Raw genomic sequence first — 12187 nt, forward strand, 5'->3', positions numbered from 1 at the left:
AAACGCAGACAGAGTCAAGTAAGAGGCCGTGCTTTCCGAAAGGAAGCGCGGCTTGTTGCCGTTTATGAGCTGAAAAATTGGGGCTTATGGCTGGACGAATTCCACGCGTATTTATCAATGACTTACTTGCCCGCACGGATATCGTGGATCTTATCGATGCCCGCGTTAAGCTGAAAAAGCAGGGTAAGAACTATCACGCGTGCTGTCCTTTTCATAACGAGAAAACGCCCTCTTTCACCGTAAGTGGTGAGAAGCAGTTCTATTACTGCTTCGGCTGTGGCGCCAAAGGTAACGCCATCGATTTCCTGATGAATCACGATCGTCTGGATTTTGTCGAAAGCGTTGAGGAGCTGGCCACGCAACACGGCTTAGAAGTGCCGTATGAAGCGGGCAATGGCCCTAGCCCGATGGAGCGCCATCAGCGCCAAAGTCTCTACCAGCTGTTGGAAGGCCTTGACGGTTTCTATCAGCAAAGCCTGCGTAATCCGCAAGCTGTCTCTGCACAGAACTATCTCGCCACGCGCGGTCTTAGCCAGGAAGTGATCGATCACTTCGCTATTGGTTATGCGCCAGCAGGCTGGGATAACGTGCTGAAGCGTTTTGGTCAGCAGAAAGATGACCGCGAATCCTTAATGGAAGCGGGCATGCTGGTCAGTAACGATTCTGGCCGTACTTATGATCGTTTCCGTGATCGCGTGATGTTTCCGATTCGCGATAAACGTGGGCGTGTCATTGGCTTTGGTGGACGCGTACTGGGCAACGATACGCCAAAGTACCTGAACTCCCCTGAAACACCGATTTTCCATAAAGGCCGTCAGTTATATGGCCTGTATGAAGCGCAAAAGAATCATCCGCAGCCAGCGCGTTTACTGGTAGTGGAAGGCTACATGGACGTGGTAGCACTGGCACAATTTGGCGTTGATTATGCGGTTGCCTCACTGGGCACCTCGACGACCGCTGAACATATTCAGCTGCTGTTCCGCTCAACTGACACGGTGATTTGCTGTTACGACGGCGACCGTGCTGGGCGTGAAGCCGGATGGCGTGCGTTAGAAACCGCATTGCCTTACATGAATGATGGTCGTCAGCTACGCTTTATGTTTTTGCCGGATGGAGAAGATCCGGACACGCTGATACGAAAAGAGGGCCGAGAAGCCTTTGAAGCGCGGATGGAGCAGGCTTTGCCGCTCTCCACGTTTCTATTCGACAGCCTAATGCCGCAGGTCGATCTGAGCACACGCGATGGTAAAACCAAGCTGGCGACGCTGGCACTGCCGTTGATAAGCCAGATACCCGGTGAAACGTTGCGCATTTATATGCGTCAAACATTAGGTAATAAACTCGGCATTCTTGACGATAATCAGTTAGACAAGCTGATGCCAAAGTTAGCAGAAAGCGGCGCCGCGCCAACCGCACCACCGTTGAAGCGCACCACCATGCGCGTGTTGATTGCGTTGCTGGTGCAGAATCCGCAATTTGCCACCATCGTGCCCACGTTGGACGGGCTTGAGCAGTCAAAGATGGCGGGTTTACCGCTGTTTGTAGAGTTAGTCAGTCGTTGTACGGAGAATCCTGGCCTGACGACGGGACAGCTACTAGAGTTATATCGCGGGACAGAATTTAGCCAGCCCCTTGAAACGCTGGCAACCTGGAACCACATGATAGTGGATGAAGAAGCGGAAGCCGTGTTCCAGGATTCACTGGCGAGTCTTTACGACTCCGCCCTTGAACAGCGCCTTGAAGCGCTCATCGCACGCGACCGTACCGAAGGCCTGAGTGCAGCCGAACGTCGCGAGTTCTGGGCTTTAAGCCAGGCATTAGCGAAAAAATAAGATTTTTACCAGACCAGAACGTTGAAGGCTGCTAAAGCCGCCGTTTTGGTTTGTCCGTCCGGTTTATGCAGTTAGCGCACCGTACGAGGGCCGTCGGCGTCGAAGCCAGTTTCGTTACCGCCAGCGCACAGTAACCGGAGCGTACTGAAGTACGTGAGGATTACGAGCACTGCCGGGGACGAAAATGGCGAGTAAGCCAGGCCTGCAAAGAAAGAATTCAAGCGGCTTAAGTGCCGATATATGAAGGGCTGAAGCCCTGGCCGCGTTGAAGGCAGCGGCAAAAACACAACGCCTTCACTGTTATAGTTGGCTCGCAGCCGACCGACACCAATCTAATTAACAGAAGTGTGGATACCGTCTTATGGAGCAAAACCCGCAGTCACAGCTTAAGCTGCTTGTCACCCGTGGTAAGGAGCAGGGCTATCTGACCTATGCTGAGGTCAATGACCATCTGCCGGAAGATATCGTCGACTCCGATCAGATCGAAGACATCATCCAGATGATTAATGACATGGGTATTCAGGTTGTTGAAGAAGCACCTGATGCCGATGATCTGATGCTGAATGAAAACAGTACCGACACTGACGAAGATGCCGCAGAAGCTGCCGCACAGGTACTCTCTAGTGTTGAGTCTGAAATTGGCCGTACTACCGACCCGGTGCGCATGTACATGCGTGAAATGGGTACCGTTGAACTGCTGACGCGCGAAGGCGAAATCGACATCGCTAAGCGTATTGAAGACGGTATTAACCAGGTTCAGTGCTCTGTTGCTGAATATCCGGAAGCGATCACCTATCTGCTTGATCAATACGATCGCGTAGAAGCGGGTGAATCACGCCTGTCCGACCTGATCACCGGCTTCGTTGACCCTAACGCAGAAGAAGACATCGCCCCTACGGCGACTCACGTCGGCTCTGAACTGTCTGAAGAAGACCGTAATGACGACGAAGAAGAAGACGAAGATGGCGATGACGACAGTTCTGATGATGATAACTCCATCGATCCAGAACTGGCGCGCGAGAAATTCAACGATCTGCGCGTCCAGTACGAAACTACCCGTACTGTAATCAAAGCCAAAGGCCGCAGCCACGCTGATGCCGTTGCAGAAATCAACAACCTGTCTGAAGTGTTCAAGCAGTTCCGCCTGGTACCGAAGCAGTTCGACTACCTGGTGAACAGTATGCGCGTCATGATGGAGCGCGTGCGTACGCAAGAGCGCCTGATCATGAAGCTGTGTATTGAAATCTGCAAAATGCCGAAGAAGAACTTCATCACGCTGTTCACCGGCAATGAAACCAGCCCAAGCTGGTTTAAAGCTGCGCTGGCCATGAATAAACCTTGGTCAGAGAAACTGCTTGAAGTTGAAGATGATGTGACGCGTTCACTGCAGAAATTGCAGCAGATTGAAGAAGAGACCGGCCTGACCATCGAGCAGGTTAAAGACATCAACCGTCGCATGTCGATCGGCGAAGCGAAAGCGCGTCGTGCGAAGAAAGAGATGGTTGAAGCAAACTTACGTCTGGTTATTTCTATCGCGAAGAAATACACCAACCGTGGTCTGCAGTTCCTCGATCTGATTCAGGAAGGTAACATCGGCCTGATGAAAGCGGTTGATAAGTTTGAATACCGTCGTGGTTATAAGTTCTCAACTTATGCAACCTGGTGGATTCGTCAGGCTATCACCCGTTCTATCGCCGACCAGGCACGTACCATCCGTATTCCGGTGCATATGATTGAGACCATCAACAAACTCAACCGTATTTCGCGCCAGATGCTGCAAGAGATGGGCCGTGAGCCAACGCCGGAAGAGCTGGCTGAGCGTATGCTGATGCCAGAAGATAAAATCCGCAAAGTGCTGAAAATCGCTAAAGAGCCGATCTCTATGGAGACGCCGATTGGTGATGATGAAGATTCGCATCTGGGCGATTTTATCGAAGACACCACGCTGGAGCTGCCGCTGGATTCTGCAACATCAGAAAGCCTGCGTTCAGCCACCCACGACGTGCTGGCTGGCCTGACTGCGCGTGAAGCGAAAGTCCTGCGTATGCGTTTCGGTATCGATATGAACACCGACCACACGCTGGAAGAGGTTGGCAAACAGTTTGACGTTACTCGTGAGCGTATTCGTCAGATCGAAGCCAAGGCGCTGCGCAAGCTGCGTCACCCAAGCCGCTCCGAAGTGCTGCGTAGCTTCCTTGACGACTAATCCTCGTTAAGACGAAAAACCCCGGCTTGCCGGGGTTTTTTATTGCCTTCAAAACGGCGTCAGCCCTTTTTCCTGCATCATCTTGCGCGCTTTGTCGCTCTGCAGATACTTAACAAACTGCGCCGCAGCCTGCTTCTGCTGCGTGTTGCGGGTGATCACCGCGCCGTACAAAGTATCCTGCTGTACCGTTGGCGGAATCAGCCCAACGATAGTAATTCCCTTCACTGCCTGCAACTCGCTGTTCTGCTGGAAGCCCAGTTCGGCTTTGCCCTGCGCCACCGCTTCGCCCACTGGCGTGGCCGGGATCACTGACACTTTGCTGGCGGTCTTCGGCCCCAATTCCAGCTTACTCAGCATCTTGCTCTGAATATATTTGCCGCTGGCGCTGTCCGACACCGCAATGCTCGACGCTTCGGTTAATACCTGTTTGAATTTTGCTACGGTGCTGATATCTGGCGGCGTCATGCCCTGCTTCACCGCCATAGCGATATAAGAATGCGCCAGCACCTGATGGCTTTTGCCATCGACCCATTTCGCCTGCTCCAGCGGTTTGATGGCGTAATCCACCATCACCAACACATCGGCATTATCCTTGCGCTTCAGCCGATTCGGGATAGCCTGCGGGGTATCCCCCATGGAAGGTGCCGCCTCCAGCTGTAAGGTATTGCCGGTTTGCTGCTGATAATCCTGCTTTAAGCTTTCAATCACCGGATACATGCCACCGGAGCTAAACACTTTCAGCGTCTCCGCCTGCGCCCCCTGTTGCACCACAAGCAACAGCCCCGCCAGCGCGATTATAGGTTTCATCTTCCCTCTCTTTATTTGCCATAAAGATTTGGGTTTAGTCAGAAACTGCAGATTGAACAACTTCAGGGCCGCGTTAAGCGGAGCACGCTCACGCGTTATTCTGTAACCAATCATGAAGTTGGCGATATGCCGCTGCCATCTCCTCAATGGTGGCGCGGTTCAATCCACTGGGATTAGGCAGCACCCATAAACGCGTTTCGCCAAGGGTTTGCGGCTGCTCGCCCCACTCCACTTTGCGCTGTCGAAACGCCTTCTGAAACGCATCTTTGCCCAGCACCGCCAGCGCACGCGGCTGATAGCGCAAGATCTTCTCCTGCAAACGCGCACCGCCGTCGCGCAACTCATCACCCGCCAACTCGTTAGCCTGAATGGTCGGACGCTCAACCAGCATGGTGATACCACAACCGGTTTCCAGCAGACGCTGCTCCTGTTCAGGTTTCAACAGCTCACGCGTAAAGCCAGCCTGATGGATTACCTTCCAAAAGCGATTACCGGGATGGGCAAAGTGAAAGCCGGTATGTGCCGAAGATTTACCCGGATTGATGCCACAGAACAACACTTGAAGATGCGGGGCGATGATGTCCTGAATATCGTGTTCGCTCATACGCTCTCCAATCCCGCACGCTGTTTCACCGCGCGACGACTCACCGCCAGCAGGTTGCGTGCTTCCGCATCATCTGGGCAGGCGCGCGCCAGTGCTACCGCTCCCACCATCTCCGCCAGCATGCTGCTTGCAACATCATCCGCTTGCGGATGGTTGAGTTCATGCAGTGCCTGCGCCAGCCGTTGACGCACAGCTTCACGACGCTGTGAAAACAGCGTACGCGTTTCAATGGGCAAATGGGCTATCTCACTCACCAGCGCAGGCATCGGGCATCCTTCTCCCGGCGTGTTGCGATGATGCTCCGAGAGATAGTTGTCGATGAGTTGCGTCAACCGCTCTGTGGGATCTTCCAGGCTGATAATCGCTGCAAAACGCTGCGCTGAGTCGGCAAACATCTCGGCGATCACCGCTTCGACCAGTGCCTCACGCGAGGCAAAGTGCGCGTAGAAGCCGCCGTGAGTTAGGCCAGCACGCTTCATCAGCGCCGCCACGCCAATACCTTCGGTGCCGCTCTCACGCATCACCACTGCGGCTTCATCAAGTATGCGCTGTCGCGTACGCGCTTTGTGGCTCAGCTTTTCCATCATTCGTCATCCTGCTCATCGTTAATGGCAATCAGTGTAATTATTACGATCATCATATTCCAGCTTGACGAAAAATATGATGATCGTCATATTAATCTCATTAGATATGACAACCATCATTTACAGGAACAGACCATGACTCAACAACTGGCTTTGATCACCGGCGCTTCCAGCGGTATTGGCGCAACCTATGCGAAACAACTGGCGGCACGCGGCAGCAATCTGATTCTGGTAGCGCGTGATGAATCACGTTTGAACCAGCTGGCGCAATCACTGCGTGAGGCACACGGCGTAGATGTCAGCGTGCTGGCGGCAGATCTGACTCAAGCAGATGATCTGGCAAAAGTGGCACGTGAACTGCGTGACAACCACGACATCACGATGCTGGTCAACAATGCGGGAATGGTGGTGGAAGGTGAGTTTACCGACGCCGATATTCAGCCGATTCAGACCATGCTGTCGCTCAACATCATTGCACTTACCGAACTGGCCCACAGCGCTGCACAAGCTTTCCGTACACGCGGGCAAGGCACCATCGTGAACATCGCGTCAGTAGTCGCACTGGTGCATGAAGTGATGAATGGCGCCTATAACGCCAGCAAAGCCTATGTGCTGTCGCTGACGCGTAATATGGACCGCGAGTTAGCAGGCCGTGGTGTGGTGCTGCAAGCCGTGCTGCCCGGCTTCACGCGGACCGAGATCTTTGATCGTGCTGGGAAATCTATTAACGACATCCCAGCCGAGAAGATAATGGAAGTCGAGGATCTGGTCACGGCTGCGCTGCGCGGCTTGGATGCGGGCGAGCTGATTACCATCCCTTCCGTGGAAGAGATGAGCCTGTGGCAGAAGCTTGATGAAGCGCGTGGCGCGATGATCCCGTTTATCTCATTGAATAAGCCCGCATCACGCTATCTGTAAGCTTTGGGCGTTGCTGAGGCAAGGTGCGTGGTGTGCCTTGCCTCATAAAAACAGCAATGGCTGGGTGTGGGCTGAGCGTTGATATGGTGTGAAAAGGGATTTTTTCTTGGAGATCAATGACTCAGATATTGTTCTAAATTTCACCAACCGATTGGCGAACGCTGGATCACCTATCCGAGATACTTTATAATCCCCGCTCCGCTGGCCCCTTAGCTCAGTGGTTAGAGCAGGCGACTCATAATCGCTTGGTCGCTGGTTCAAACCCAGCAGGGGCCACCAAATTTATCTATATATTACATTCAGTTAGGCCACCTACTTATGAGGTGGTCTTTTTATTTATGTCTAGTAATGTCCCCTTTTTGTCCCCTCACGATCAGCTTTCACTCACAGTGGTGAACGGTATGGATGTGGATTATGCACAGAGGTGCTCAGTCATCAGCGCAACATCATCAAGAACTACTGACGAAATGATTTAATCGAGTCTGATTTTTGAAATCTGCTAGGGTTATCTGCATGGTGTAAAGCTTTTATCTGCAAGTTTTGCACACCATAATCATCAACATGGATTGCATACATTACTATTTATATTCAATAATCAATTAGATCCGATGTACCATTAAAGGGAGTTTTGTGTGAAATCAGTATTTTTTGGATTTTATAGTATCAGTGAAAATGATTTGAAAAACATTTGGAAATCCGATTCAACTCTATTTGTGTTTGACACGAATTGTTTGCTTAATCTTTACAGATGTGAAGACCAGACCAGAGATGACATAATTAGTGTAATGAAAGAGGTTTCCAATAGAAGTTGGCTATCTTTTCAAGTTGGATTTGAGTACCAGAAAAACAGAAGAACTGTAATTGAAGAAAGTGTCAGTAGTTTAATTAAAATTAAGAACGAACTTGAGGATACTTACAATAAGAATGTTTTATCCTCTGCTAAGATTAAAAAACACCTTTATAACGCCTTAAGCGATGAAATTTCAACTCTCCAAAAAGAACTTAAAGAACCTATTGATAAATATATAAAGGAAAAGATTTCTCCTCGAATAGATAGTAAAAAAGCCATTTCAGAACGCGATTCAATTAGACATGAAATTGATACAATGTTTTCTGACAGGGTAGGCTTCCCACCCTCACAGGAAAGAATAAATAAAATCAACAGCGAGGGAGAAACGAGATATCAACTTAAGCACCCTCCTGGTTTTATGGATGACAAAAAAAGGGTAAATCTTTTTTCTTTCAAATCGAGTTCCAAGATAAATTTGGCGATCTTTATTTGTGGAAAGAGATAATCGAAAAATCAAAATCTGATGACATTAAAGATGTCATCTTCGTATGTGATGACCAGAAAGAAGACTGGTATTTTGAATTGTCAGGCCGAAAACATGGTGTGCTGGAGTCTTTAACAACAGAAATATGCCGTGAAGCAAACCTCAAAAGTTTCAAACTAATTACTCAATTAACCTTTTTACACGAAGCAAAGAGCTATCTAAATAATATCAACATTCGTGATTCATCTTTAAAAGAAGTTGAGGAATTATCTCAAGTAGTGCGCAATGAGTTTATTGAAGTCAAAAAGAGAAAACGCCGGTCACAAATTAAGGAGTTTTATTTTAATTCCCTTGGTGGCTTAGGTGAAACGCATTACAGCAGTGGAGATAACATCAACTCACACGCTGATTTTTCAAAATAAATATTAGAATCACAATCTAATCTTAGTAGAATCCCACAAATTAAATCAAAAGCAATTGAGGCCATTTCAGAAGCAGAAAACTCGTCAATTGAATTGATAGAATACATTGGACAAGTAGACTATGATGAAATAATAAGTGAATTAAAAAACCTCTTAGATAAAGTATCGAATTTGAGCCGTAGCTTGAAAATAAAACTCCATCATGCCTCGATTGAAAAAATTAACTTTACGGCTGAGATAATGTTAATTAACCAACAATTATCAAGTGTTCTAACGAAAACCGTAAATAACACAACCATACTTGAAACTTATCTAATAGTTCTGTAATTAATAATAATTGTAGGCCTGTGAGATCAGGCTTACAAATTTAAAAATCAACTAGGATGACATGCAATTATTTAGAATTAAAATATACATCATGCGTTTTTTATTTAAAGAATATTCATATGCAAACTGCCACGCTTCGTTCTCACCAGAAAATAGTTTATCCGCTATCGGCTTCCACTCTAATTTACCATGCCTCACTTGCTTATATCGCACATCCCAAAACTCTCCACGCGGCCAGAGCACATACATTTCACCCGGGTCGCGCCAGATAGCTTGAAACGTTAATTTTTCCCCACGCTCCATAAACACAAAAACTGGACCGCCTAAACAAATTCGCCGCATTTTGTCGACCTCTTAATAGCTCACGAACTGTATATAATAACAGTGTTTTGATTGCTGTGTTTTTCAGTCCGCTTAGCTTCGCCGATTCTGCCTCAACCCGCCCCACGCCTACACTCTCGGACATTTCGGGCTTGCGGGCATGAGATCCCCGCTAGATCCTATGCGTCGCATAAATTTGATAAATATCATATATTTCATGTCCTTGTGATTATCATGAGATCCTTTCTAGATCCTCAAAACTGAAAATCACTGAAATTCTTTTCAATGATTTCAGTTGGCGAACTCTCGCAGAAAAGCAGCAGCAGCGCGGGCTGGCGCATCGGTTTGTAGAAAAATAAAACTGAAAAATTTTTACGATGCAAATCTCGCAGGCGGGTGCGGTGTAGCGCCGTTTTGGTGAGTGAAGCAATTATTTTGCCGGGCTGTGACGCAGCCAGCGCCACGCTGCGCACATGATCCAAATGAAGGTGGCTCGCCGCTGCGTGCTTCTGATGGCGGCTGATGGTAGGCGTAAAAAAAACCGCTGCGTGAGCGGGTCCGTGTGGGTGGCAGGTTAACCTATGACGGGTGAATACTTCTCGCGTAATGCAGTGGCTCTCTGGCCAGACTGTGCAATCGCTTTGCTATTGGTAGGCTGCCCCGTTGACGGGTGCGTATGGCTCGCCAGCTGATCAGCCAGCTGCTGCACCAGTTCAACCGTATCAAGCATCAGCTGAGCCACGTTAATCTGTTGTGACCCAATCCACACCACAGGCGCGATAATCTCCTGTCGCGCTCCGGCAATGCTCTGGCGCAGCTGTCCAACCTTCTCAGTCAGCGCTTTGCCCACGGTGATGGCCGCATCTCCTGTGATATCGGTCTCAGCATCACCGCCTACTGTAGTCAGCTGATTACCCTTGATGCCTGTACTGAAATCCCCGGTTGCAACCTGCTGAATAGCGCCAGCCAGCAGCGTGGCCGTTCCCAGCACTGAGGCTTTATCGCTAGCCTTGATGATGGTTTCACGGCTAATCAGTTCGCGCTACTCGGTATAGGCTTTCATTTCACGCGCCATGTACGTTTCACGGATGGCCTGTTCAGTTTTCCGTTCCCAATTTCCCGCCCGCGTGACGTGTAGGGAAACCTCTTCACGCTACTGTTGCAACTGCTCGCCGGGTTTGAGGAGCGGCACGGTCTGGCTCACAAATGGCATGTCTGGCCTGCCACCATTGAAGCCCACCTCAGTGAGCGTCCCTACAGTCGGGAACTGGAACATTCCTGAACCATGCCCCGCCAACTGCACGGGAAGCTGGACTGCCGAGTAAACTGGCGTGCCGTTCGGTTTAGCGGTGCGGCTCAGGTTAATGATAAGGCCCATGATTTCAGTCAAATGAGCATTCATAGGGCTATGATTGCTCTATTCCAAAAGAACTTTTAAACAAATATGATTGTGTAAGCTTTCATACAATAAACTTATGGAGAACGTTTTGAATAATATTGAAACAGTTAGTGCGCTGGACACTAACTTACTCACAGCTCTCACTCCTGTAATATTAAGTGCCCTAACCTTCATCTACAAATGGTTAAAAAAGATGCCTGATAATGATGATGGCTACTTTTCAAAAGCAGGAGTAAGTCCATATGAGTTAAAATTAAGCATGTCAAGGTTTGATTTTTGGAAAACCAAACCAATCACTAGGAATCAAAAAATTGGATATAGCATCACCTCCTTATTTTTAATAATTTTCATTGGAGTCTTCATGTTTTTTGGAGGGGAAACCATAAAAAAACAACCGGACAATTGGGCATCATTAGTATTAATAAAGACTAAAGAAAACTTTCTACTCACTTATGATGAAGCTAAGAATTTCCCGGGAGAGCGGCCTTGGAAATTATCAGTAGAAGATTGTTATAAAGATACATATGACAACCTCGCAACCCACAGAAAAATATCTGCCAATTTAACCTATTCCATTTGTAGTAGGATAGGTCTTAATGGTGAGAGAAAAGGGATCGAGGAAAGAATAAAAGCATCAGAGAAGAATAAAAAGCTATCGTTAACAGTATCCTAGCGGCAATAATTTTATTTTTTTACTTTCTAATGAGTGTTATTATAGATATAAACATACTCAGAAAAATAACTCAATACATGAAAAAATAAAGCACAATAACTGGCTTAGCTTAAAAGCCAGTTATTCAATATAGCTTCTGTTTGATAAACCATACTTCTATCAATACCGAGAAGTGGACGATCTGCATATTTTATTTCGGCTCCACTACGGGTCATACGATCACGAAGTCCAGAATAATGTAATCGAACCAACCTCTGAGTAGCAGTAAAAAACGCAACTTATGCCACTTTTGCGTTTAATTGTGCCTTCAATTACTTCGCCATTTTCAGCTTCGCAAACATCTTGCGACGAATACAGCCCCGTTTGGTACGCGCACTAACGCGGCACGGTTTTGACCTGCTCCCGTTGATTAATACACCTTAATGCTAAAAATGCATCCATCAGCAAGGTGAAAACATCCCCACGAAGCAGCATCAAAGTTCTGATAAATCAGAGGAATAACCTTTAGCGTGAAGTTCGTTAACAACCCTTTGCCTAACATCACTCAGCCATTCAATCACCGTCATATCCCATCTATCTGGCGCAAAATCATATTTGTACCGTTCGGAAAAAATCTGAATTCCATCAGGTTCTTGCTCAAATTCTTGTATGTTGGCTAGCAGCATTCTTAGATTGAAAGGTTGAGAGGTAGAAAGATAATGATTCAAAAGATTATCGAAATCACACTCAGGATTAATAATGTCGCAATCCTGGCCAAAGTAGGCCACAACGAGGTTATCCATCTCGCAGGATTTAGTCATATCAGTATCCATGTGGCTCC

Annotated in this window: 13 protein-coding genes and 1 tRNA gene; 7 read left to right on the forward strand and 7 right to left on the reverse strand. The window is 48.0% G+C overall.

What is annotated here, in order from left to right:
- The first annotated feature begins 86 nt into the window (after nucleotides 1-86).
- Together dnaG and rpoD are read left to right on the forward strand one after the other, a co-directional pair.
- Complete coding sequence (gene dnaG, locus HA51_RS12765; protein WP_084934863.1) at nucleotides 87-1832, forward strand: DNA primase; 1746 nt, start codon at nucleotides 87-89, stop codon at nucleotides 1830-1832.
- A 361-nt stretch (nucleotides 1833-2193) separates the two neighbouring features.
- Nucleotides 2194-4038: an RNA polymerase sigma factor RpoD gene (gene rpoD / locus HA51_RS12770; protein WP_084934864.1), complete on the forward strand. Its 1845-nt coding sequence runs from the start codon at nucleotides 2194-2196 to the stop codon at nucleotides 4036-4038.
- Nucleotides 4039-4086: 48 nt separating this feature from the next.
- Here rpoD and HA51_RS12775 read toward each other — a convergent pair whose 3' ends face one another.
- The 3 genes from HA51_RS12775 to HA51_RS12785 form a co-directional block, all read right to left on the reverse strand.
- Nucleotides 4087-4845, reverse strand: coding sequence for a substrate-binding domain-containing protein (locus tag HA51_RS12775; RefSeq protein ID WP_158087366.1), 759 nt, complete (start codon nucleotides 4843-4845; stop codon nucleotides 4087-4089).
- 88 nt (nucleotides 4846-4933) lie between these two features.
- Complete coding sequence (gene mug, locus HA51_RS12780; RefSeq protein ID WP_084934866.1) at nucleotides 4934-5449, reverse strand: G/U mismatch-specific DNA glycosylase; 516 nt, start codon at nucleotides 5447-5449, stop codon at nucleotides 4934-4936.
- Complete coding sequence (locus tag HA51_RS12785; RefSeq protein WP_084934886.1) at nucleotides 5446-6033, reverse strand: TetR/AcrR family transcriptional regulator; 588 nt, start codon at nucleotides 6031-6033, stop codon at nucleotides 5446-5448. The genes mug and HA51_RS12785 overlap by 4 nt, the downstream gene beginning before the upstream one ends.
- Before the next feature lie 135 nt (nucleotides 6034-6168).
- Here HA51_RS12785 and HA51_RS12790 point away from each other — a divergent pair, with 135 nt between their 5' ends.
- From HA51_RS12790 to HA51_RS27695, 4 genes are all read left to right on the forward strand, one after another.
- Nucleotides 6169-6951 carry an SDR family NAD(P)-dependent oxidoreductase gene (locus HA51_RS12790; protein WP_084934887.1) on the forward strand — a complete coding sequence of 261 codons (783 nt, stop codon included), beginning with the start codon at nucleotides 6169-6171 and terminating at the stop codon, nucleotides 6949-6951.
- Nucleotides 6952-7154: 203 nt separating this feature from the next.
- Nucleotides 7155-7230 (forward strand) — tRNA-Ile (locus HA51_RS12795).
- Nucleotides 7231-7583: 353 nt separating this feature from the next.
- Nucleotides 7584-8246, forward strand: a complete 663-nt coding sequence (locus HA51_RS27690) for a PIN-like domain-containing protein (RefSeq protein ID WP_084934867.1) — start codon at nucleotides 7584-7586, stop codon at nucleotides 8244-8246.
- Nucleotides 8231-8647: a PIN-like domain-containing protein gene (locus tag HA51_RS27695; protein ID WP_084934868.1), complete on the forward strand. Its 417-nt coding sequence runs from the start codon at nucleotides 8231-8233 to the stop codon at nucleotides 8645-8647. Before HA51_RS27690 ends, HA51_RS27695 begins: the two co-directional genes overlap by 16 nt.
- A gap of 902 nt (nucleotides 8648-9549) precedes the next feature.
- Here HA51_RS27695 and HA51_RS12815 read toward each other — a convergent pair.
- From HA51_RS12815 to HA51_RS12825, 3 genes are all read right to left on the reverse strand, one after another.
- A complete protein-coding gene (locus tag HA51_RS12815) occupies nucleotides 9550-9759 on the reverse strand; it encodes a hypothetical protein (protein WP_084934888.1) in 210 nt (69 codons plus the stop codon).
- 110 nt (nucleotides 9760-9869) lie between these two features.
- Entirely contained in the window at nucleotides 9870-10286 is a 417-nt protein-coding gene (locus tag HA51_RS12820; protein WP_084934870.1) for a hypothetical protein, read from the reverse strand.
- 162 nt (nucleotides 10287-10448) lie between these two features.
- Nucleotides 10449-10673: a hypothetical protein gene (locus HA51_RS12825; protein WP_211282934.1), complete on the reverse strand. Its 225-nt coding sequence runs from the start codon at nucleotides 10671-10673 to the stop codon at nucleotides 10449-10451.
- Nucleotides 10674-10782: 109 nt separating this feature from the next.
- On the opposite strand from HA51_RS12825, the gene HA51_RS12830 reads away from it, so the two are divergent.
- Complete coding sequence (locus tag HA51_RS12830) at nucleotides 10783-11367, forward strand: DUF6216 family protein (protein WP_084934871.1); 585 nt, start codon at nucleotides 10783-10785, stop codon at nucleotides 11365-11367.
- Nucleotides 11368-11840: 473 nt separating this feature from the next.
- Here the strand turns inward: HA51_RS12830 and HA51_RS12835 are convergent, their stop codons facing one another.
- On the reverse strand, nucleotides 11841-12179 hold the full coding sequence (locus HA51_RS12835) for a contact-dependent growth inhibition system immunity protein (RefSeq protein ID WP_084934872.1): 339 nt from the start codon (nucleotides 12177-12179) through the stop codon (nucleotides 11841-11843).
- Nucleotides 12180-12187 lie beyond the last annotated feature (8 nt).

It is taken from the genome of Pantoea rwandensis, from assembly GCF_002095475.1.
GTDB classification, from domain to species: Bacteria; Pseudomonadota; Gammaproteobacteria; order Enterobacterales; family Enterobacteriaceae; genus Pantoea; species Pantoea rwandensis.

What these genes read in the sequence shown, in the direction of transcription:
- HA51_RS12835 (WP_084934872.1), bottom strand. Translation starts at nt 12,179, where the DNA reads ATGGATACTGATATGACTAAATCCTGCGAGATGGATAACCTCGTTGTG.
- HA51_RS12790 (WP_084934887.1), top strand. Translation starts at nt 6,169, where the DNA reads ATGACTCAACAACTGGCTTTGATCACCGGCGCTTCCAGCGGTATTGGC.
- dnaG (WP_084934863.1), top strand. Translation starts at nt 87, where the DNA reads ATGGCTGGACGAATTCCACGCGTATTTATCAATGACTTACTTGCCCGC.
- rpoD (WP_084934864.1), top strand. Translation starts at nt 2,194, where the DNA reads ATGGAGCAAAACCCGCAGTCACAGCTTAAGCTGCTTGTCACCCGTGGT.
- HA51_RS12825 (WP_211282934.1), bottom strand. Translation starts at nt 10,673, where the DNA reads ATGGGCCTTATCATTAACCTGAGCCGCACCGCTAAACCGAACGGCACG.
- mug (WP_084934866.1), bottom strand. Translation starts at nt 5,449, where the DNA reads ATGAGCGAACACGATATTCAGGACATCATCGCCCCGCATCTTCAAGTG.
- HA51_RS12785 (WP_084934886.1), bottom strand. Translation starts at nt 6,033, where the DNA reads ATGGAAAAGCTGAGCCACAAAGCGCGTACGCGACAGCGCATACTTGAT.
- HA51_RS12775 (WP_158087366.1), bottom strand. Translation starts at nt 4,845, where the DNA reads ATGAAACCTATAATCGCGCTGGCGGGGCTGTTGCTTGTGGTGCAACAG.